The following is a 21,229-nucleotide window of genomic DNA, read 5'->3' on the forward strand; positions in this document are numbered from 1 at the left end:
AGGCTTACCCGCCCAGCACCCGCAACTGCTCCTGGCTCAAACCCGGAAAAGCCTTGAATACGGTGGAGACGATGCCCTTGGCGTCGAGACCGGCCTTGGCATACATGGTTTCGGGCTTGGCCTGATCCATCCAGACATCGGGCAACACCAGCGAGCGCAGTTTCAGCCCTTCATCCAGCAGGCCCTCATTGATGAGGAAATGCGCGACTTGCGAGCCGAAACCGCCAATGGCCCCCTCCTCCACCGTGATCAGCAGCGCGTGCTCGCGGGCGAGACGGCGGATGAGGTCGTGGTCGAGAGGCTTGGCAAAGCGGGCATCGGCAACCGTGGTCGAAAGACCGGCGGCATCGAGATCTTCGGCTGCGACAAGACAGTCGGCCAGCCGCGTGCCGAAGGAAAGAAGCGCCACCTTGGTGCCTTCCTTCATGATCCGGCCCTTGCCGATTTCCAGAATCTCGCCACGTTCCGGCATTTGCACGCCGACCCCCTCGCCGCGCGGATAGCGGAAGGAAATCGGGCCTGCGTCATAGGCCGCCGCCGTACGCACCATATGCTTGAGTTCCGCCTCGTCGGCAGCGGCCATCACCACGAAGCCGGGCAGATTGGCAAGGAAGCTGGTATCGAAGGAACCGGCATGGGTCGGGCCATCGGCGCCGACAAAACCGGCGCGGTCGATGGGAAAGCGCACCGGCAGGCCCTGAATGGCCACATCATGCACCACCTGATCGTAACCGCGTTGCAGGAAGGTGGAATAAAGCGCGCAGAAGGGCTTGTAGCCTTCCGCCGCAAGGCCTGCGGCAAAGGTCACGGCATGTTGCTCGGCAATGCCGACATCGAAAGTGCGTTCGGGAAACACATCCTGAAGCTTGTCCAGCCCCGTGCCGGAGGGCATGGCGGCGGTGATGCCGACGATCCTGTCGTCGTGGCGGGCTTCCTCAACCAGCGCCTCGGCAAAGACACTCGTATAGCTCGGCGCATTCGGCTTGGCCTTCGCCTGGGCGCCGGTGATGACATCGAACTTGTTGACGCCGTGATATTTGTCGGCGGCGGCTTCGGCGGGCGGATAGCCCTTGCCCTTTTGCGTCACCACATGGATCAGCACCGGTCCTTGCGCATTGTCGCGCACATTGCGCAGAACCGGCAGGAGATGGTCGAAGGAATGGCCGTCGATCGGGCCGATATGGTAAAAACCCATTTCCTCGAACATGGTGCCGCCGGTGACATAGCCACGGGCATGTTCCACCGCGCGCGTGATGGCCCGGTCAATGTTCTTGCCGAGATAGGCGGTGAGCTTCTTGCCGAATTCCCGGAAACCCATATAGGTGCGGCCAGAGGCAAGCCGCGCCAGATAGGCGCTCATCGCCCCGGTGGGGGGCGCAATCGACATGTCGTTATCGTTGAGAATGACGATCAGCCGGGCATCCAGCGCACCGGCATTGTTCAGCGCCTCATAGGCCATGCCGGCCGAAAGCGCGCCATCGCCGATCACGGCAATCACATTGCGCGGCGTGCCGGAAAGCTCCGCCGCGACCGCCATGCCGAGACCGGCGGAGATGGAGGTGGAAGAATGGGCCGCGCCAAAGGGGTCGAATTCGCTTTCGGCCCGCTTGGTAAAGCCGGAAAGCCCGTCTTCCTGCCGCAGGGTGCGGATGCGCTCGCGACGGCCGGTGAGGATCTTGTGCGGGTAGCACTGGTGCCCGACATCGAAGATCAGCCGGTCATGCGGCGTTTCGAACACCTTGTGAATGGCAATGGTGAGTTCCACCACGCCAAGGCCCGCGCCGAGATGGCCACCTGTCACGGAAACGGCATCGATCATCTCGTCGCGCAATTCGCGCGCCAGCTTCGGCAGATCCTTGTCTTCGACATGGCGAAGGTCTGCGGGAAATCTTACCTGATCGAGCAGCGGTGTATTCGGCGTGGCGGTCACGTGGGCTCCGGCCTCTTGTCATTCTTGGTTTCGCGGAACCCTCGTTCGGCAAGCATGGCCTGCCGCACAAAGGGAACATTGAAGGGCAGCACTGCCCTGTTGAGCTATATAGGCTTCTGCGGGGCTTTCGCAAAGAGGATAAGGCGGCAAGCCTGAGCTTTCCGCCCTTTCGGCAGAAACTCGCTCAGCCGTCCAGCGGCTCCACGCCCTGCGGCTTGCCGGCGCGATCCAGGCGGATTTTCTCGATGCGGTTCTCGGCGGCATTCAGCAGGGTTTCGCAATGTTTTTTCAACAGCTCGCCGCGCTCGTAGATGGCGATGGATTCGTCCAGCGCCACATCGCCGCGTTCCAGCCGCGCTACAATGCCTTCCAGTTCCGCCACCGCCTTTTCAAAGGAATAGCTTGCGATGTCGTTGGCGCCGTCCGTCATACTCAACCCTTCATCAATCTCGAAATATGCATCCCCGCCGACTCGGCGAGACCCTCAAGATCATAGCCGCCTTCCAGCAGGCTGACGACCCTGTTGCCCGCAAAACGATCCGCCACTTCCATCAGGCGGCCCGTTGCCCAGTCGAAATCCTCGCCGACCAGATTGATCTGCGCCAGCGGATCGCGGTGATGGGCATCGAATCCGGCGGAAATCAGGATGAGGTCGGGGGCAAAATCGTGAAGGGCTGGCAGCACCCGCGATTTGAACGCCTCGCGGAAATGATCGGAACCGGCATTTTCAGAAAGCGGCGCGTTGACGATGGTGCCATGGGCGCCCGCCTCCTCCTTTTTGCCGGTCCAGGGGTAAAGCGGCATCTGGTGGGTGGAACAGAACAAAACCGATGGATCGTCCCAGAAAATATCCTGGGTGCCATTGCCGTGATGCACGTCCCAATCCACGATGGCAACCCGCTCCACGCCGTAAACCTTCTGCGCGTGGCGGGCGGCAATCGCCACCGTGTTGAACAGGCAAAAGCCCATGGCGCGGGTCTTTTCAGCATGATGGCCCGGCGGGCGTCCGGCCACGAACACATTGTCGGCCTTGCCGGTCATCACGTCGTCCACGGCGGCCATGGCCCCGCCAATCGCCGTCAGGGCCACTTGCAGGCTTTTTTGCGAGGCATAGGTGTCGGCCTCGATCTGGTTGATGCGCTCATCCTCTTCCGGCACCTCGCGCATCACCGCAAAGAGATGCTCCTCCGGATGGGCCAGTGTTACCGCATCCTCATTGGCCTGCGGCGCCTCCTTGCGCTCGAGACCGGAGAAATTCGGATGTTCCAGCGCAATGTTGAGCGAGCGCAGCCGGTCCGGCCTTTCGGGATGGCCCGGCGGGGTCCGATGTTCCAGGAAAATCGGATTTTCATAGAGACGTGTCGTCACCGCCAAGCTCCTTCCAGCCATGTATTACATGGTCAAAGCATTATCCGATGCAAGCGGGAGAGGAAAGGATTGCTGCAAAGCACCGCAAACCCCGCAAAAGCGGGCCCTGGTTGCCCGCAAGCCCTCAGGCCGTGCGCTGGCCCAGAAGCGGATAGCCCACCATGACCGCGCGGCCCGCAAGGGCTGCAATCCCCGCCTTGAGAAGATCACCCGGAATGAAGGCCACGGAGCCCAGCATGGCCTTGGGAAGCCCCATACCCGTAACAGCAGCCAGGAAAACGATGCCGATGAGATAGACCACGCCGATGCCGCCAAGGGTGGCGGAGAGGAAGAAGCCCAGAGTCTGGCGCGTGGCCGACGCGCTGCTGAGCGCAAGGCGCTCTGCCATAAGGCCCGTGACGAAAGCGCCGAACGGCCAGCTCAGCAGAAAGCCACCCGTGGGCCCGAAAAACACCGAAAGCCCGCCGCGTCCACCGGGCAGCACCGGCAGGCCAATGGCCACGAGCAGCAGGAACAGGCCACCGGCCAGCCCGCCGCGCCGGGCGCCAAGCACCACGCCAGCCAGCATCACGCCCAGCGTCTGCGCGGTGATCGGCACCGGAATGAAGGCCAGCGGAATGGCCGGAACAAGGCCCAACGCGGCGATGATGGCCGCAAACAGGGCAATAAGAACGAGATCACGGGTCTGCATGGTTTTCTCCTCCACGGGCAGATCGGGACGGCTTTGCCTTTTCATGGCCGCGAATGCCGCGCGCGTCAATGGCGCTGGCAATGGCATCGGCCTCGCGCAGCACGGAAATCATCAGCGGGCCGATCAGCGTCACCGGCTTCAGCTTTTGCCCGCGGGCCTGATGCGCTTCGGCTATGGCACGGTAGCGGGTCAGAACATCCGGCAGGAAGCGTAGCGCCAGCCCCACCGCCAGGCTGAGATCGGCGGCATGGGCGAGCCCCAGCTTTTCCAGCGGCCGGGCGGCGCGCTCTATCACCGCCATGAATTCCTCCAGCGTCGTGCTGGCGGTAACGGCAGCGGCCAGAAGCGCAAGCGCCGACAACCGCAGCAGCGCCAGCAGCCCATCGGATGGCCCCGCCAAGAGCGCCGTGAAACCTGCGATGAGCGCTATGGAAAAGGCAAGCGGGCGCAGGGCAATCAGCGCCCGCAGCACCGGACGGGCCGCGCAAAGATAGAGCCCTAGCGCAAGGGCCGCCGCAAGCGCCAGCAAGCCAACGCCCGGAAGGGAAAGCACCACCCCGGCAAGCACCGCAAGGCTCAAAAGCTTGAATGCGGCGGGCAGGCGATGCAACGGACCGTTTCCAGCCACATAGAGGCTGATCATGACCGCGCAATCTCCCGGTAGCGGGCAATCGCCTCGCCAGCGGCGCCATCGAAGGCGAGATTGCCCTGATGGAACACCAGCACCCGCTGAAAAGAGGCCACCAGTTCCAGATCATGGCTGATGACAATGGCCTGCTCCTGCAAGCCATCGATGGCGGCCTGCACGCGGGCGCGGTTTTTCAGATCGAGCTGGTTGGTGGGCTCATCGAAAATCACCAGTTTCGGCCGCGTCACCAGAACGGCGGCCAGCGCGGCAAGCTGCAATTGCCCGCCGGAAAGCTCGTGCGGGCGCCGATGCGCCAGATGCGCGATGCCAAGACCGGCCAGCGCGCCTTCAACCGCCTCTTTCAGCGCGCTGCCCTTCAGGCCCTGCGATTTTGGACCCATGGCGACATCCTCCCGGATGATCGGCAGGATGATCTGATTGGCCGGATTTTGAAAAATGAAGCCGGTGAGCGGCAAAACCGCTTTTGCATCCTTGACGGTATCCAGCCCGTCCAGCAGCACACGCCCGCTGCTGGGCCTGACCAGACCCTTGATGAGACGGGCAAAGCTGGACTTTCCCGATCCGTTCAGGCCAATCACGCCAATGCGCGCCTCGCAGAGCCGCAAGCTCAATGGCTGAAGCGCCACATGGTCCTGATAGGACAGGCTGGCCTGTTCGAAACAAATATCCAAGCGGTTTTCAACCCCTTAACCGGCTGCTTTCCCTATAGAGCACAGGACACGACGCTACGGTTTTGCGTGTGGCTTACCCCCCTCTGTCCTGCCGGACATCTCCCCCTCAAGGGGGGAGATCGGCAAGATCAAGGCCCTGCCTGAATTCCTGAAAAAGGCCGTCGTCGCCAATACTCTTTGAAGAATGGCGCTTTGTCCGTATTGCAATCTCCCCCTTGAGGGGGAGATGCCTGGCAAGGCAGAGGGGGGTAGGCCACCCGACATACCTCAGCACCGTATACTATGCCTATAGAGCATGTTCAGGAAAAGTGGAAACCGGTTTCCGTCCGAAAAGCGTAAGACGGGCGTAAATTCACGCAGCGCCGTCTCGGCATCGAACAGCCTCCATCAAGGCCGCGAAAATACAACAAGGCCCACCCGGAGCGCCGCTGCATCCGGGTGAGCCCTGAGGACAGACGAGGCGTTTTCACGCTTCGTCGAGATACATGTTTTCGAGGTAACGCGCTTCGACCTGCTGAACCGGGGAGGACGCATCTTCATCCTCCTTCACAGTCGCATTTGCCGCGCTTCCGGCCTTGCCGTCGAGGCTCCACAGGGCATTTGCCAGAGACGCCGATAAAAGCGTGCTGGTGGAGTTGCCGCCCGCAGAGCGCGACCGTGTCGCGGTCGCCGTTTCGGCAACCGTATCCTCAGCCGTGGTGACGCCATAGACGTAACGGTTCTGATATGTAGAATTCCCAAGGCTGCTGTCGATCCTCATCGCAGGCCCCTTTCCTTCGCTTCGTTAAGGCTCTGTTAACCTTTGAAGCTTGCGCGAAGCTTGCGCCCGGATCGGCCCTTACGACTAATGGTGTCGGCCAGAATAATGGCAGCTAGATATAGTTTGGCAGCGATAAATTTAAGAAAAACCTAACGATTACAATGGCTGGAAGGTTCGCAACCTTTCCGAAATCCTCCACAATGCAGGGCTGAAATGCTGAAATTTTCAGAAATGCGGTTGTAAAATCGGGTGTTTATTCCGGTATTTTGCGAATCTGCAAATCCGATCAGCCCGAAATTGGCCGATGCCGTCAGGCCTTTTCGTACGGACTGCCGCAAGGTCGTAAAGCGCGTCCTGTGAACCAAGGTTCACAGGACGCGCTCCAGGCTTTTGTTTTCCCGCATTTCCGCACAGAAAACCGTGAATAGGCTTTTCCTGAAAATGCTTCAGGCAGAGCGGATCAAAACTCCGTCCATTCCTGCTTTACACTGGAGCTTGCGCTTGCGCCGCCGAAGGCGCTGGTGAGCTTGCTGGCCAGGGCGCGGGCGGGCGAGGCCACCGCACGCTGGGCGGAACTGGCGGCGACAGGCCCAGCCTTGCGCATAAAGGGTCGGGATTCGGCCTTCTTGGCTGGTGCCGCTGCGGGCGCGGCGGCTGGTGATGCGCTTGCGGTGGCAGGCCGCATCGGCGCATGGGATTGCGACTTGGATTGCGAATGGGATTGCGAATGGGTCTGCCCCTCGCCCAGCTTGAACTGACGCAGCAGATGCATGAGCGCATCGGCCTCCGTTGCCAGCGTATGGCTTGCAGCGGTCTGCTCTTCCACCATTGCGGCGTTTTTTTGCGTGCCCTGATCCATCGCCGTCACGGCAATATTGATCTCCGAAAGGCCGGTGGATTGCTCGCGGCTGGCCGTGACGATCGCACTGACGTTTTCGCTGATTTCCTGCACCGCCTTGACGATCTGCTCCAGTTCGCGGCCGGTTTCGCCCACCAGTTCCACGCCGTGGCCAACCTGGGTGGAGGATGTGCCGATGAGGCCCTTGATCTCCTTGGCGGCATTGGCCGAACGCTCGGCAAGCGCCCGCACTTCCTGGGCAACGACGGCAAAGCCCTTGCCCGCCTCACCCGCACGTGCCGCCTCAACGCCGGCATTCAGCGCCAGAAGATTGGTCTGGAATGCAATATCTTCGATCACGCCGATAATATTGCCGATCTCGCCGGAGGACTTCTCGATCTCGGTCATGGCGGCAACCGCCTTGCGCACCACATCGCCGGAGCGCTCGGCGCCGGTGCGGGTTGCGGTCACGAGCTGGCCCACATCCTCGGCGCGGCGGGCGCTGTCCTTGACCGTGCGCGTCACCTGCTCCAGGGCTGCGGCGGTTTCTTCCACGGATGCCGCCTGCTGCTCGGTACGGCGGGCAAGATCGTCAGCGGAAGCGCGGATTTCGGCAGCGCCAGCATTGATTGCCTGGGCATTGTCGCCAACGGTGCGAAGGGCGGCCTGCAATTTTTGCAGGCTGTCATTGAAATTGATGCGCAGGCTGTCGAGCCGTTCGGCAAAGGGCTTGTCGAGGCGGCAGGAGACATTGCCATTGGCAAGTTCCACCAGACCATGGCCAAGCTCGGCGACGGCGAAGGAGATTTCTTCCGTTTCCCGCTGCTTTTCCGCCTCGCTGCGGCGCTGCTCCTCTTCAGACTGGCGGCGCAGGGCATCGGCCTGCGATGTCAGGCGCAGCTTTTCGACGGCGGCGTCCTTGAACACCAGCACCGCCTTGGCCATGCGGCCCACTTCATCGGCGCGGTTCACGGCAGGCACATCCACACCGTTATCGCCCTCGGCCAGCCGGGTCATGGCAGCCGTCATGCCGGTGATCGGCACGACGATGGAACGCGCCAGCATCCAGATCAGCAGCACGGCAACCGAACCGGCCACGCCACATCCGGCAATCAGCGCAAATTCAAGATTGGCATGGGCGGCGCGCTGGGCATCGCGATAGACGAGCCCCACGGAGGCCAGCTCGCCGCGCAGCGCGGTTGCCGCCTGACGGAACTGGTCAAGCTCGCCGGGACCGGCGGATGCGCCGATCTTCATGGCGTCGTCGATGGACATGCCGTCCTTCACCGCCTGCATCTGCGGCACGGCGCGGCTATTGTGATAACGGTCGGCGGCAGCCTGCATGTCATCCAGGCTCTTCAGCAGCGCATCCCGACCGGTCAGACCGGTGCGAATTTCCCCAAGCGTCTTCACCAGAAGCTCTCGCGCGGCCTGCGTGGCCTGAAGCGTGCTATCGGAACGCAGCAGCATGTAGCCACGCTGGTTCGTCGCTTCCTCCAGCATGGCTTGCTGGGCGCGGTCCACCGCCTCGATCACATGCTCGACACGCAATTGCTGCAACGAGGCCTCGGTTGCCTTGCGGCCCTGCACGAGAACCACCATCGAGGCCAGGAAGCAGCCCGCCATGATCGCGCAAAATGTCAGATAAAGTTTTTTGCTGAGCGATAAATTCTGAAAAGACATGCGTTCCATCCACTCCTGATGCTGTTGCGGCAGAGCGGAAGATCAGGACAAAACTCTTGCCCCTGCCCGCTCCAGCGCCCCCTGCCACATCCTGCAAATGCCGCGCCCCACCTCGTTTCCCACGCCCGAGAGCGAGGACAAGGGGCGGACGTGCAACCACAGGAGGCTGGCATGAGAGCCACTGTCAACCCGGCCGATCCGGCCTATCCTTCGGCCGAAACCTAGCGCGGCAGGTCTAACAAAGCGTTACGCGGGACCGCGCAAAGCTTGTGGATAAAGGAAAACCGCCGCTTTGGGCGGCGGTTTTCAGGCAAGCCTCATAATGTTTTGACAAGTGTCAAGAACAGGACCGGCAACCCGGCGCCTCAGGCGGCGCGGCGAAGCTTCAGGTTGCCGTGTTGCATCCCGACAGGCTCCACCTGGAAGCGGCTGATCAGCTCCTTCAGACGGTTTGCCTCGCTGGCCAGCGAGGATGCGGCGGCCGTTGACTGTTCCACCATGGCGGCGTTCTGCTGGGTGGACTGGTCCATCTGGTTGACGGCGATATTGACTTCCGACAGGCCGACGGACTGCTCGCGCGCGGAGGTGGCAATGGCATCCATCAGCACATTGATACGCCCGACATGCTCACCGATTGCTTTCAGCGCCACGCCGGTATCGCGCACCAGCTGAACGCCGCTTTCCACTTCCTGCGAGGAGTTCTGGATCAGCCCCTTGATCTCGCGGGCGGCATTGGCGGAGCGCTGGGCAAGCTCGCGCACTTCCTGGGCCACCACGGCAAAGCCCTTGCCTGCTTCCCCGGCACGGGCTGCCTCCACACCGGCATTGAGCGCCAGAAGGTTGGTCTGGAAGGCGATTTCGTCGATCACGCCGATGATGTTGGAAATCTGCTGCGCGCTCTCCTCTATCCGGCGCATGGCATCTTCGGCATGAGCCACGACCTTGGCGGAGCTGGCCGCTTCCTGATCGGCCAGCTTGGCCACGTTGCGGGCCTCTTCGGTACGCTGCGAGGCATTGGAAACGTTGACGGTGATCTCGTCCAGGGCTGCGGCGGTTTCTTCCAGCGAGGCGGCCTGCTGCTCGGTGCGGCGCGACAGGTCGTTTGCGCCTCCGGCAATCTCCCGCGTGCCGCTATCCATGCTGTCCACGGCATGAAGAACGGAACCGATGACCGAACCGAGCTGGCTGAGCGAGCTGTTGAAATCGTGGCGCAGGCCTTCATACTCCCTGGCAAAGGGCTGGGTAAGCTGGAAGGAGACGTCACCCGCCGCCAGACGGCGCAGGCCCTCGCCAAGGGTTTCGGTGGCAAAGCGCAGTTTCTCGGCTTCATCGGCGGCGCGCTCGGCTGTCTCATGCTGCATGGCCGCCTGCTTCTGGCGCGCAAGCTCCGCATCGGCACCCAGACGGCGGTTTTCAAGGCCCGCCTGACGGAAATGCTCGACCGCGCTGGCCATTTCGCCGATTTCATCGCTGCGGCCGGCAAAGGGAATGGCGGCATCGAGATCTCCGCCCGCAAGGCGGCGCATCGAGCCGGTGATGGCGCCGATTGGAGCCGCAATGCCGGCCAAGGCAAACCAGATGCCGCCAAGTGCGAGAATGCCGGACAGGGATGCGATCCCCGAGAGCGTCCAGAAGGCCATAGTCGCATCGGTCTCGGATTTCTGAACGGTTTCATCGGCGCGCTGCCTGCTGGCAGCCACCAGATTCATGACCGCCTGGGTCACGATGGCGGCCTTGGGGCGCAGGATTTGCTTGAAATAGGCAGCGCCCTCCTCATCCTTGCTGGCCCGCTGCAAATCCAGATAGGCAGGGCCTGCGGCCCGATAATCGGCCAGCGCCGCCTTGATGCGGTTGATGTTTTCGCGCCCCTGCGGCGTTACGATCCGCTCCTCATAGGTCGCAATCGCCTTATCGAGGGCAGCATTGTTGGCGGCCAGAGACCGGTCCTCCTCGGCAAAATCCTCCGGCGACATCGCCATGGTGTAGCGGGCGTAATTGATGCGCAATTCGCCCATGGCCGCCTGAATGTCGCGGCCATACATGAGCTGTGTGAGCCAGTAATCGCCAATATATTGGGAAGCGTTGGTAATCTGGCGGATGCTGGACAGGCCGCTATAGGCCAGAAGTCCGATGGCCGCCGAAAGGACAAGGAGCAAACCGGCAAGCGCGGTCTTGATTTGAGGACGTTTCATGCAAAGCCTTTCCGTTCACCGGCCCGCGCGCGCAGGAGCAAGCCAGCCTGTGATGCTTTAGACAAAATTTTTCTAATGTTAGTAGGCGTTCAATTCTTAAAATTTTACACGCGAAACGTGCGTTTCTTTCTCGGTTGAGGCCCGTTTTTGAATTATATTTGGGGGTATCTGCGCAATTTCAGAATTAAATTTCATATTTCCATATGTGTTGATATACGTAACCTTCCAGGGAAGACACAAATTACAACCTGAAATATTTATATTTCTCTACTGCACGTATCCATCATGTTTCCACTGGGATTTTCCGGGGGCTGTCGAACGGGCGAATGATTGCAATGCGCTGCGTGCCCCTTGCTGCTGTACGAGGATAGCGCTTTGCGGCTCTTGGCTTGCATTGCAGGACGGAACGGGTCATTGACGGCGCATGACAGAGAAAACCCAACGTCTCGATCAGTTTCTGGTCACGCTTTGCCATTTTTCCAGCCGCTCCCGCGCCCGTGATGCGGTGGAGCGCGGCACGGTGCGCGTGGATGGAAAACTTGTGACAAAGCCCGGCCAGCCGGTGCATTCCGACGCGCGCATCGAGATCGACGACCCGGCCCGCGGCTATGTGTCACGGGCGGCCCTCAAGCTGAAGGCGGGGCTCGATCATTTCGCGCTCGATGCGCAGGGGCTCGTCTGTCTCGATGTCGGCGCCTCCACCGGCGGCTTTACGCAGGTGCTGCTGGAACGGGGCGCAAGCCATGTGATTGCCGTGGATGTGGGTCACGGGCAGATGGATGAGAGCCTTGCCGCCGACCCGCGCGTCAGCAACCATGAGGGGCTGAACGCCCGCTTCCTTGACCGCGAGGCAATCGGCGGGCGCCGGTTTGGCTTTGTGGTTTCCGATGTTTCCTTCATTTCTCTGAAGCTGGCGCTGGCGCCCGCCCTTTCGCTGGCAGAACCGGGCGCATCCTGCCTGCTGCTGGTCAAACCGCAATTCGAAGCCGGGCGCGAGGCAATCAGCAAGGCGGGCCTGCTGAAAGCACCGGAAACGGCGCCGCAGGTGGCAGAAGAGTTGCAGCGCTGGCTGGTGGAGGACATGGGCTGGCAAAGCCTCGGCCTCATCCCCTCGCCGATTGCCGGCGGCGACGGCAACGCCGAATTTCTGCTGGCGGGCAAAAAGCCCGCCGCATCATGATGTGAAGACAGGGCCGGGTGGCAAAAGCCCCGGCAGGACATGAAACAGGGAAGACGATGAGCACCCAGAGCGTGACGATCAGCAGCCTTGGCGCGGAAGGCGATGGCATTGCCCATGGGCCGGACGGGCCGCTTTATGTGCCCTTTTCCCTGCCGGGCGAGACGCTTGCCGTTGCCCGCGTCGGCAATCAGGGCACGATCATGTCCATCACCCAGGCCGCGCCAGAGCGCGTTGAACCGAAATGCAGGCATTTCGGCCCGGATGGCGTGGGCGGCACCTGTGGCGGATGCAGCCTGCAACATATGGAAAAGAGCGCCTATAATGCCTTCAAGCGCGGCCTTGTGGAAGCCGCGCTGAAGGCGCGCGGCATCGATGCCCCCGTTTCCCCGCTGGTGGAGGCCTCGCAGGGCCAGCGCCGCAGGCTGGTCTATACGGTGCGCAACCGCGAAAAGGGCCTGATCTTCGGCTTCAACCAGCCCGGCACCCATCAGGTCGTGCCGATCGAGGAATGTCCCATCACCTCGCCCGCCGTCATGGCGCGGTTTGCGGCGCTCCGGGCCATTTGCGCCAGCATGGCCGCGGGCTCGGATGCCTTCCGCATGACGGTGATCGAAACCACCACGGGGCTGGATGTCTCTCTGGATGGCGTGCGCGGTGGGCTGAAGGAGCGCGAGCGCCGCGCCCTCAGCGATACCGTGCTGAAGCTGAAGGGCATTGCCCGGCTTTCCGTGAATGGCGAAATCGTCATCGAGCCGCAAAAGCCGCTGCTGGATTTTGGTGGCGCGCTGGTCTGTCCGCCGCCGGGGGCCTTTACCCAGGCCACCCTGCCAGCCGAAGAGGCGATGGCTGCGCTGGTCATGGCGGAACTGGGCAAGGCGAAGAAGGTGGCCGATCTCTTCGCAGGCATTGGCACCTTCGCCTTGCGCATTGCCCGCAAGGCTCAGGTTCTGGCCGTGGAATCCGATGAAAAGGCGGTGAAAGCGCTGGATGCCGCCGCCCGCGCCACGCAAGGGCTGAAGCCGGTCAAGGCGGAACGGCGCGATCTCTTCCGCCGTCCGCTCATGCCCTTCGAGCTGAAGGGGCTGGATGCGGTGGTGTTCGATCCGCCCCGCGCCGGGGCCGAAGCCCAGTCTGCCGAGCTTACCAAATCCGACGTCAGGACGCTGGTGGCCGTCAGTTGCAATCCGCTGACGCTGGCGCGCGATCTGGCCATTCTGACCGCAGGCGGTTATCGCATCCGCTCCATCACGCCCATCGACCAGTTCCTCTGGTCAGCCCATGTGGAAGTGGTGGCCGTGCTGACCAAGGGGTAGGAGACGCCTCAGCCCCTCGCGAGGTTTCCTGACGGCCTGAATTCTCAATATTGCATCAGCTTGCCGGTGCCCACGGTGTTGGGGCAGCGGCAGCTTTCACCCACCCGCCCGGAAGAGCGGCGGCAGCTATATTGACCCGATTGCTTGTCGCTGGCCGGCGGCTTGATGATGCAGACATAGCGCGGCGGCCGCACGCCCTGGCCCTCAGCGGGAATGTTGCGATTGGTGCTGTTGGGCTGCGCCTGCGCCAGCTCGACGCTGCCGGAAGACAGACCCGTAGCAGAGGCAGAAGCGAGCGGCAGCGCCGCCCCAAGGCTGATCGTGGACAGAAAGACGGCAATCATCATACGCATGGGGGCTCCTACCTGGAATCTGTAGCACTGCCCCACTCTCATGACAGATTTTCATCGTCAACGCAAAAACCGCCCCGGAAAGGGCGGTTTTGCGCACGGCAAGAAAACGGTTCCCACTTTTCGGGCCGAAGTTTTTCCCACATCGGCTTATCCGAAAACCGGTTCCCACTTTTCGGGCCGAAGTTTTTTCCCACATCGGCTTATCCGAAAACCGGTTCCCACTTTTCGGGCCGAAGTTTTTCCCACATCGGCTTATCCGAAAACCGGTTCCCACTTTTCGGGCCGATCTGTGCCCCACGCCGCAAAGCGCCGGTCGTCTGTGCCCGCCGGGGTGGTGCGCAGGGAAAATTGCGCCAGCAGCCGGTTCAGCGATGCCGCCTCCTGGGCAAGGCCGTGGCTTGCCGCCGTCTGCTCTTCCACCATGGCGGCGTTTTGTTGCGTGCCCTGATCCATGCTGCTGACAGCCGTGTTGATTTCCGAAAGCCCGACCGACTGTTCGCGCGTGGCGGTAACGATGGCTTCCACATGGCGGCTGATGTCCTGCACCTGCCCGGCAATGGAGGCAAGGGCTGCACCGGCATCGTTGACGAGGCCCACGCCGGAGGCCACCTGCTGGCCGGAGGACTGGATGAGCCCCTTGATGTCCTTGGCGGCATTGGCGGAGCGCTGCGCCAGTTCGCGCACTTCCTGCGCCACGACCGCAAAGCCCTTGCCTGCTTCTCCCGCACGCGCCGCCTCGACACCGGCATTGAGCGCCAGAAGGTTGGTCTGGAAGGCAATCTCGTCGATCACCGTGATGATGCTGGAAATCTCGCCGGAGGATTTTTCGATACCCTGCATGGCCGAGACGGCGTTTTCCACCACCTTGCCGGAGGCCTCTGCCTCCTGACGGGTGCGTGAGACAAGACGCCCGACCTCCGAAGCCCGCTTGGCGGAATCCGTGACCGTCGTGGTGATTTCCTCCAGTGCCGCCGCCGTTTCTTCCACGGATGCGGCCTGCTGTTCGGTACGCCGGGCAAGACTGTCGGCGGCGCCGCGAATTTCATGGGCGCCCGCATCGATGGCAGAGGCATTGCGGCCCACTTCCGCCAGCGCATCATGCAGCTTGCGCACGGCATTGTTGAAATCCACCCGCAGCCGGTCCAGCTCGCCACGGAACGGCTGGCCGATCTCGCAGACGAGATCGCCCTGCGACAGCCTGCCAAGACCCACGCCAAGCGCATCGACAGCGGCACGGATTTCCTCTGCCGCTTCACGGCTTGCAGCCTCGCGTACCTGACGTTCCTGATCACCGAGTGTGCGGTTTTCCTCCGCCTCGCCTTCCAGGCGGCGGCGCTCGATGGCATTGTCACGGAAGACGGCAACGGCATGGGCCATGTGGCCAATCTCATCCTGCCGGTCAGCGCCGGGAATGGCCTGATCGACATGACCGGCGGCAAGACGTGTCATCGCCGATGTCATCGACAGAACAGGCCGCACCACCAGCCGCGACAGCACACCCGCAAGCGCTGCCGTCATCAGCAGGATGGCGATGACCGTTGCAATACCCGCCTCCATGCGCGCGCGGGCCAAAGGTGCAAAGGCCACATCCTTGTTCACGACCAGCCCCAGCCGCCACTCGACACCCGGCAGGCCGGAAATATTCACGAAGCTGACCAGCACGTCACGGCCTGCCACGCTGTTTTCCTCCAGACTGGAAGAGAAGGACGTCTTCTTTTCCAGCAGCGCATCGATGGGCTTGTTGATCAGATCCTTGTTGGAATGCATCAGGATCTTGCCGTCACGATTGACCAGAAAGGCCTGCCCCTTGCCGGAAAGATCGATGGCGGAAATTTTCTGCACCAGCGTTTTCAAAGAGAAATCGCTGCCCGCAACGCCAATAATGCTGCCATTGCGCACAAGGGGCACTGCCGCCGTCATCGTCAGCTCGCCGCTGGAGGCCGACACATACGGCTCGGTGATGATCGCTCCATTGGCCTTGACGGCGGCCTGATACCACGGACGCTTGCGCGGGTCGTATCCCTCCGGCAACTTCGTCTCCGGCCATTCGGTGAACACGCCGTTCTGATCGCCCACATAGGCGCTGGTAAAGCCCGAAAGCGCATCGTTGCGCAGCACGCCGAAAATCTCCTCGCGCTTGTCGAGACCGGCCGATGCGCTGGCCACCATGGCCGTCATCTGCACGGAAGCCCCCAGCCAGTGCGACACGCTCTCAGCCGCAAGCGTGCCCGCGCTGGTGGTCTCCGATTGCAGGGACTGGCGCATGAGATCGGCCTGCCGCCCATCGTTATAAACGGCAAAGCCCGCAAAGGAGACAAGGACAACGGAAGAGGCAATGACGAGAATGCGCGTCATCAATTTGGCTTTGTGAAACACGGCTGGACATCCTGTGAGGGTTCGCGGGAGCAAGTCGGCAGTGGCGCTGAGCGCCATTTCATTGCCGAAGGGTCAAGTCGCAAAGCCTCATGCGCTGCGCGGGAAAGGTCGATTTCCCGTGTTCGGCACGGCAACCACTAAGCGCGAAATCCTTATCATTTGCTAAAAATACGCCGTTTTCGCTACCTTTATATGATTTTTTTAAAATATGTAATTTAAATATATTCCCGGCGCTGCCTCCCCCACCGCAAAACCGCTTAACACTTTTGGCTACGACATGCTTTTTGCAACGCATGTCGTGATCGCAAAACCGCTAAACACTTTTGCGCGACATGCTATTTCTTCCCCATGAACGCCTGAAACGCCGCCATGGCCTCAGCACTTTTCAGCCGGGCCAGAAAGTGATGCAGCTCCTCCTCCATGCGCGCCATCAGGGCGGTCTGATCGCCCCGCAGCAGGCGTCGGGCAATGGCCAGCGCCTCCGGCGGCTTGGCCGCAAGCCGGGCGGCGGCGGCAAGCGCCTGTTCCTCCACCTCCTGCGGCTCTGTAACCTTCCAGATCAGGCCCGCCTCTTTCGCCTCGGCGGCGGAAAACCCCTCCCCCAGCGCCAGCAGCGCAAAGGCGCGCTGATGGCCCATGGCAAGCGGCGCAAGCAGGCTGGAACCGGCCTCCGGCACCAGCGCCAGATCGACAAAGGGCGCCTTGAACAGGCTGCGCGAGGAAGCAATCGTCAGGTCGCAATGCATGTTCAGTGTCGTACCGATGCCGATGGCCAGACCATCGACGCCTGACACCAGCGGCTTGCGGCAACCGGCCAGCGCCTTGAGAAAGGCAAAGGCGGCCGGCTCGCCACCCGCACCCGACAGGGCATAGGCAATGAAATCCGCCATGTCGTTGCCGGCGGAAAAACAGCCCTCCGTTCCCAGAAAGACGATGGCGCGAATGTCCTCGTCGTCATTGGCGGCAATCAGTGCCTCCGTCATGCGGTGATACATGGCCGAGGTTATCGCGTTCTTCTTTTCCGGCCGGTTGAAGCGCAAAACCAGCACCCCGGCATGGCCTGGCGCGCGCGCGATGAGAATGGCATCCTGCATGGCAACTCCCCAAGGCTGCGGCCCCGCAGCGCAAATCTATGATACCAAAGGCCTGTCGGGTGACGATCTCTGCCCGTCACCCCACCTCTTCCAGCACATTGCGGGCTGCGGCAAGACTTTCGCTGCCGCCGAGAATAGCGCCCTTGAGGGCCGAGGTTTCGCCCAGCAGGTTTTCGGCGGCAAAACGGCACAGCGCTTCGCGCCGGCTCATGGCCTCATCGGCCAGCGCCGCCTTGGCGAGATAGGCCCCGCTGAGGGTGAGGCCGAACAGGCGCTGATAGGGCGTAGCCCCCGAAAGCGCCTGAGCCTGCTGCCCCTCGGCAAGCCGCGCCAGCAGCCATTCCGTCGTTTCCTCCAGATCGCGGATGGCCGAAAACAGCCGCGTGGCCGTCTGCCCGAAACCCGGACGGTTGGAAGCATCCACCGCAACCGCTATGGCCTTCAGTTCGCCAATGAAGCCGCGCACGTGGTCGCCGCCGGAAAGCGGCAGCTTGCGGGTGACGAGATCGATGGCCTGAATGCCGTTCGTACCTTCATAGATCGGCGCGATGCGGGCATCGCGCAGCAGGCGGGCGGCCCCCGTTTCTTCGATAAAGCCCATGCCGCCATGCACCTGAATGCCCATGGAGGCGACATCCACGCCAATATCGGTGGAAAAGCTCTTGGCAATCGGCGTCAACAGCGCGGCGCGGTCGGCGAAATGGCGGGCATCGCCACCTGCAACCTCACTGGCTTCGGCATGACTCATGTCGATGGCGTGGGCGCAGGCATAGCATATGGCGCGAGCGCCCTGCGTCAGCGCTTTCATCACCAGCAAGGTGCGGGCAATATCGGGATGTTCGATGATCGGGCTCATCCCCTCGCCGGACCAGCCGGGGGCCTTGCCCTGACGGCGCTCCTTCGCATAGGCCAGCGCCTTCTGCGTGGCGGCCTCGGCAATGGCAACACCCTGCATTCCAACCGCCAGCCGCGCATTGTTCATCATGGTGAACATGCAGGCCAGCCCCTTGTTCTCCTCGCCGATCAGATAGCCGATGGCGCCCGGCTCCGTGCCGAATTTTCCATCGCCATAAATCATCGTGCAGGTGGGCGAGCCGTGAATGCCGAGCTTATGCTCCAGCGAATGGCAGTGCAGATCATTGCGCGCACCGGGGGCGCCATCCTCTTTCACCAGAAATTTCGGCACCAGAAACAGCGAAATGCCGCGTGATCCGGCGGGCGCATCCGGCAGGCGCGCCAGCACCAGATGGATGATGTTTTCCGTGGCGTCGTGATCGCCCCAGGTGATGAAGATCTTCTGGCCGAAAATGCGGTAGCTGCCATCCTCGCGGCGCTCGGCGCGGGTGCGCAAGCCCCCGAGATCGGAGCCCGCGCCCGGCTCCGTCAGGTTCATGGTCGCCATCCATTCGCCGGAAATCATTTTTTCCAGATAGATCGCCTTCAGCGCGTCCGATCCATGGGCGCTCAAGGCCTCCGCCGCCCCCATGGTCAAAACCGGGCCAAGCGTGAAGCTCATGGAGCCGCCATTCCACATTTCCAGCGCCGCCACGTTCAGCATATGCGGCAGGCCCTGCCCGCCAAAACCGGCATCGAGCGCCAGCCCGTTCCAGCCGCCTTCAGCCCAGCGGCGGTAAAGATCGGCCCAGCCATCCGGCAGCACCACGCCCTTTTCGGTCAGGCGGGCCCCCTGACTGTCGCCCTTTGCAGCCAGCGGCACGATCTCCTCGGCGCTGAACCGGCCCGCCTCCTCCAGAATGGCATCTACCAGATCTTCCGCCAGATCCCCGAAAACGCCCGCCCGAAGGGCAGGCCCCAGACCGGCAACATGTTTCAGGGTAAAGGCAATATCCTCAACCGGCGCCTTGTACATGGCAGCACTCCTCCGCAGTCCTCATGCCTGTCGCCAGACCTTGAACGGCGTGGCAACACTCCTGAAGAATGGCTAATTGATTTTTACGTAAACGTCAACAAATCCGGTTGTGGCGACCGGCAAGGCGGAAAGCCCAGAATTGGCCGTTTGCTTGAGGAACGGCACGGCGTATCGCGGGAAACATCACCTGTTTTTCCGGAGGCCGCATGTCCATTTCCACGCGACTTGCTCTCACCATCGCGCCGCTGATTGCCCTTGTGCTGGCGGCAGCCCTTGGCATCGTCATATTCAGCAGCAAGCAGCAATTGCGCGAAAGCAAGGCCTCCGACATGCGCACCACCGCTTTGGTGCTGACGACGGCCATGTCGCAATCGGCGCTGTTGTCGCTGACCCATGCGGAGGAAATCGCCAGCGACCCGCGCGTGGTGAAGCTGATGGCCGCGGGCGACCGCGATGGCCTGCAAGCGCTGATGAAGCCGCGTTACGATGCGCTGAACGCAACCGCTGGCGTCAACATGCTGCATTTTCATTCCGCCGACATCAAATCCTTCCTGCGCGTGCAGGATCCGAAGAATTTCGGTCAGGATCTGTCGTCCTTCCGGCCGATGATCGTGGCCGCCAACCGCACCCGGCTGGCGCAAAAGGGGCTGGAAGTGGGCCTTGCGGGCCTCAGCCTGCGCGCCATTGCGCCGATTGTCGATGGCGAGCGCGTGGTGGGCACGGTGGAGGTCGGCACCGATCTCAAGACCTTGCTCGATCTTGCCAAATCGGCAAGCGCGGCCGATTTCGCCCTCTTCACCAGCCCGGCCATGACGGGCCTGACCAAGCAGGGGCAGGATGCATCGCGCGGGGCGGCATCGCTTTCGGTGGAAAGCGCCACCGATACGGCCCTGTTCAACCGGCTCTATTCCTCTGGCGAAATCCGCCTCTCGCGGGAGATCTTTCAGGGCGAAAGCCGCATCGATGGTGAAACCATCGGCGTTCTCGGCCAGCCGCTGCTGGATTATAGCGGCAGGATGATCGGCTCCATCCTGATTGCCCGCAATTTTTCCGGGCTGGACAGCGTGCTGAACCGGGAAATCGTCACGGCGGTCGCGCTGGCGCTATGCGGGTTGATTGCCGCCTATTCCATCATCATGGTTACGGTGCGTGCGCTGGTGCTGAAGCCCCTTGCAGACGGCAAAGAAAGAGAGGCTGCATGAGACGGCTTCTTGCGCTCCTTACCGCCCTCGTCTCCCTCGCCGCCCCGGCCCATGCGGACGAACCTGGCCTTCCCGCCGTGCAATTGCCCGTGGTCGTCAACGTCTCCATGCGGGTTCTCAACATTTCCCGTATTCAGGAAACGCTGGGCGAGGCCTCCATGCTGATCGAGACCACGGAGCGCTGGCGCGATCCGGGCCTTGCCTTCAATCCACTGGACAAGGGCCTTGCCCGCTATGATTACGTGGAAAAGGAAGCCGAAGCGCGGCTTGCCGGAATGTGGTCGCCTGCCACGCGGTTTGAAAACCGCATCAGCGAGCCGCGCTCGCAATCGCTTTCGCTTTCCATCCGCGCCGATGGAACGGTGACGCTGATCCGCAGGGTGGATGCCGATTTCCGCGTTTCGATCGATATGGACAGCTTTCCCTTCGACCGGCAGCGGCTGTCACTCTCGCTCACCTCGCCGCGCTATTCGGCCGATGAGGTAATCTATGCCATGAACGATATTGACCGCGAGCTTTCCACCATTTCCTCCAGCCTTTCCACCATCAACTGGCATCCCGGCTCGCTGCAATTCGTGATGGAGCGCTATTATGGCTGGAATGCGCGCCCCTTCGTGCGGGTGGTGGCCGATGCCGTGGTGGGGCGCAACTGGCAATTCTACATTCTGCCGATCTTCATTCCTTATCTCGCCGTCATGTCTGTGGCGATCTTCGTGCTGTGGGCGCCAGAGCGGCTGTTGGGGGAAAAAGCCCCGCTGACCTTTTCCTCGCTCTTGGCGCTGGCGGCCCTGAGCTTTACCTATGACGCCAGCTTTCCGGGGTCGATATCCATGGATTCGCCCGTCGCCTTCATGATTTCGATCGGCTATTTCTTCCTGATCTTCGTGCTTCTGGTAAATGTCATTCTGGTTCACGCCAGATTTCCGGGGAAAGAGCGTTATCCGGCGCTGGAAAGCACCATCATCGCCAATGTCAAATATTCCCTTCCCGCCATTTTTCTGATTGTCTGCTTCGCGGCGATTATTCGTTCCATGGTGTGAAGGCTGTTATATGCCTGTC

At 61.9% G+C, this 21,229-nt stretch carries 17 protein-coding genes; 4 read left to right on the top strand and 13 right to left on the bottom strand.

The window, feature by feature from the left end:
- Positions 1-4: 4 nt before the first annotated feature.
- The 9 genes from dxs to T424_RS20380 all read right to left on the bottom strand — a co-directional run bounded on the left by dxs (position 5) and on the right by T424_RS20380 (position 10,782).
- Entirely contained in the window at positions 5-1,930 is a 1,926-nt protein-coding gene (dxs, locus tag T424_RS0107350) for a 1-deoxy-D-xylulose-5-phosphate synthase (RefSeq protein WP_027487166.1), read from the bottom strand.
- A gap of 184 nt (positions 1,931-2,114) precedes the next feature.
- The gene (locus T424_RS0107360) at positions 2,115-2,360 is read right to left on the bottom strand and encodes an exodeoxyribonuclease VII small subunit (RefSeq protein ID WP_027487167.1); all 246 of its coding nucleotides are present in this window, start codon (positions 2,358-2,360) and stop codon (positions 2,115-2,117) included.
- 2 nt (positions 2,361-2,362) lie between these two features.
- Positions 2,363-3,298, bottom strand: coding sequence for a histone deacetylase family protein (locus T424_RS0107365; protein WP_027487168.1), 936 nt, complete (start codon positions 3,296-3,298; stop codon positions 2,363-2,365).
- Between the two features lie 124 nt (positions 3,299-3,422).
- A complete protein-coding gene (locus tag T424_RS0107370) occupies positions 3,423-3,989 on the bottom strand; it encodes a biotin transporter BioY (protein ID WP_027487169.1) in 567 nt (188 codons plus the stop codon).
- Positions 3,976-4,632, bottom strand: coding sequence for an energy-coupling factor transporter transmembrane component T family protein (locus T424_RS20375; RefSeq protein ID WP_051558843.1), 657 nt, complete (start codon positions 4,630-4,632; stop codon positions 3,976-3,978). Before T424_RS20375 ends, T424_RS0107370 begins: the two co-directional genes overlap by 14 nt.
- Entirely contained in the window at positions 4,629-5,309 is a 681-nt protein-coding gene (locus tag T424_RS0107380; protein ID WP_027487170.1) for an energy-coupling factor ABC transporter ATP-binding protein, read from the bottom strand. The genes T424_RS20375 and T424_RS0107380 overlap by 4 nt, the downstream gene beginning before the upstream one ends.
- A gap of 466 nt (positions 5,310-5,775) precedes the next feature.
- Positions 5,776-6,069 carry a hypothetical protein gene (locus tag T424_RS0107385; protein WP_027487171.1) on the bottom strand — a complete coding sequence of 98 codons (294 nt, stop codon included), beginning with the start codon at positions 6,067-6,069 and terminating at the stop codon, positions 5,776-5,778.
- Between the two features lie 460 nt (positions 6,070-6,529).
- Positions 6,530-8,590 carry a methyl-accepting chemotaxis protein gene (locus T424_RS0107390; protein WP_027487172.1) on the bottom strand — a complete coding sequence of 687 codons (2,061 nt, stop codon included), beginning with the start codon at positions 8,588-8,590 and terminating at the stop codon, positions 6,530-6,532.
- Positions 8,591-8,955: 365 nt separating this feature from the next.
- Positions 8,956-10,782, bottom strand: a complete 1,827-nt coding sequence (locus T424_RS20380; protein ID WP_051558844.1) for a HAMP domain-containing methyl-accepting chemotaxis protein — start codon at positions 10,780-10,782, stop codon at positions 8,956-8,958.
- A gap of 424 nt (positions 10,783-11,206) precedes the next feature.
- Between T424_RS20380 and T424_RS0107400 the strand changes: the two genes are divergently transcribed.
- Together T424_RS0107400 and T424_RS0107405 are read left to right on the top strand one after the other, a co-directional pair.
- The gene (locus T424_RS0107400; RefSeq protein WP_027487173.1) at positions 11,207-11,962 is read left to right on the top strand and encodes a TlyA family RNA methyltransferase; all 756 of its coding nucleotides are present in this window, start codon (positions 11,207-11,209) and stop codon (positions 11,960-11,962) included.
- A gap of 56 nt (positions 11,963-12,018) precedes the next feature.
- Positions 12,019-13,275 (top strand): class I SAM-dependent RNA methyltransferase, encoded by a 1,257-nt coding sequence (locus T424_RS0107405; protein WP_027487174.1) that lies wholly within the window; start codon positions 12,019-12,021, stop codon positions 13,273-13,275.
- A gap of 44 nt (positions 13,276-13,319) precedes the next feature.
- On the opposite strand, the gene T424_RS20385 is transcribed toward T424_RS0107405, so the two are convergent.
- The 4 genes from T424_RS20385 to T424_RS0107425 all read right to left on the bottom strand — a co-directional run bounded on the left by T424_RS20385 (position 13,320) and on the right by T424_RS0107425 (position 18,968).
- A complete protein-coding gene (locus T424_RS20385; protein ID WP_154664831.1) occupies positions 13,320-13,628 on the bottom strand; it encodes a hypothetical protein in 309 nt (102 codons plus the stop codon).
- A gap of 252 nt (positions 13,629-13,880) precedes the next feature.
- The gene (locus tag T424_RS20390; RefSeq protein WP_210164382.1) at positions 13,881-16,004 is read right to left on the bottom strand and encodes a methyl-accepting chemotaxis protein; all 2,124 of its coding nucleotides are present in this window, start codon (positions 16,002-16,004) and stop codon (positions 13,881-13,883) included.
- Between the two features lie 335 nt (positions 16,005-16,339).
- Entirely contained in the window at positions 16,340-17,098 is a 759-nt protein-coding gene (locus tag T424_RS0107420; RefSeq protein ID WP_027487175.1) for a crotonase/enoyl-CoA hydratase family protein, read from the bottom strand.
- Positions 17,099-17,174: 76 nt separating this feature from the next.
- Positions 17,175-18,968 (bottom strand): acyl-CoA dehydrogenase, encoded by a 1,794-nt coding sequence (locus T424_RS0107425; RefSeq protein WP_027487176.1) that lies wholly within the window; start codon positions 18,966-18,968, stop codon positions 17,175-17,177.
- Between the two features lie 206 nt (positions 18,969-19,174).
- Between T424_RS0107425 and T424_RS0107430 the strand changes: the two genes are divergently transcribed.
- A complete protein-coding gene (locus T424_RS0107430) occupies positions 19,175-20,170 on the top strand; it encodes a cache domain-containing protein (RefSeq protein WP_027487177.1) in 996 nt (331 codons plus the stop codon).
- The gene (locus T424_RS0107435) at positions 20,167-21,210 is read left to right on the top strand and encodes a ligand-gated ion channel (RefSeq protein ID WP_027487178.1); all 1,044 of its coding nucleotides are present in this window, start codon (positions 20,167-20,169) and stop codon (positions 21,208-21,210) included. The genes T424_RS0107430 and T424_RS0107435 overlap by 4 nt, the downstream gene beginning before the upstream one ends.
- Positions 21,211-21,229 lie beyond the last annotated feature (19 nt).

This window comes from Allorhizobium undicola ORS 992 = ATCC 700741, assembly GCF_000621665.1.
In the GTDB taxonomy this organism is placed as follows: Bacteria; Pseudomonadota; Alphaproteobacteria; order Rhizobiales; family Rhizobiaceae; genus Allorhizobium; species Allorhizobium undicola.

Bases quoted from the DNA above. Each gene is read 5' to 3' on its own strand.
- T424_RS0107360 (WP_027487167.1), bottom strand. From the start codon at position 2,360: ATGACGGACGGCGCCAACGACATCGCAAGCTATTCCTTTGAAAAGGCG.
- T424_RS0107370 (WP_027487169.1), bottom strand. From the start codon at position 3,989: ATGCAGACCCGTGATCTCGTTCTTATTGCCCTGTTTGCGGCCATCATC.
- T424_RS20375 (WP_051558843.1), bottom strand. From the start codon at position 4,632: ATGATCAGCCTCTATGTGGCTGGAAACGGTCCGTTGCATCGCCTGCCC.
- T424_RS0107385 (WP_027487171.1), bottom strand. From the start codon at position 6,069: ATGAGGATCGACAGCAGCCTTGGGAATTCTACATATCAGAACCGTTAC.
- T424_RS0107390 (WP_027487172.1), bottom strand. From the start codon at position 8,590: ATGTCTTTTCAGAATTTATCGCTCAGCAAAAAACTTTATCTGACATTT.
- T424_RS20380 (WP_051558844.1), bottom strand. From the start codon at position 10,782: ATGAAACGTCCTCAAATCAAGACCGCGCTTGCCGGTTTGCTCCTTGTC.
- T424_RS0107400 (WP_027487173.1), top strand. From the start codon at position 11,207: ATGACAGAGAAAACCCAACGTCTCGATCAGTTTCTGGTCACGCTTTGC.
- T424_RS0107405 (WP_027487174.1), top strand. From the start codon at position 12,019: ATGAGCACCCAGAGCGTGACGATCAGCAGCCTTGGCGCGGAAGGCGAT.
- T424_RS20385 (WP_154664831.1), bottom strand. From the start codon at position 13,628: ATGCGTATGATGATTGCCGTCTTTCTGTCCACGATCAGCCTTGGGGCG.
- T424_RS0107420 (WP_027487175.1), bottom strand. From the start codon at position 17,098: ATGCAGGATGCCATTCTCATCGCGCGCGCGCCAGGCCATGCCGGGGTG.
- T424_RS0107425 (WP_027487176.1), bottom strand. From the start codon at position 18,968: ATGTACAAGGCGCCGGTTGAGGATATTGCCTTTACCCTGAAACATGTT.
- T424_RS0107430 (WP_027487177.1), top strand. From the start codon at position 19,175: ATGTCCATTTCCACGCGACTTGCTCTCACCATCGCGCCGCTGATTGCC.
- T424_RS0107435 (WP_027487178.1), top strand. From the start codon at position 20,167: ATGAGACGGCTTCTTGCGCTCCTTACCGCCCTCGTCTCCCTCGCCGCC.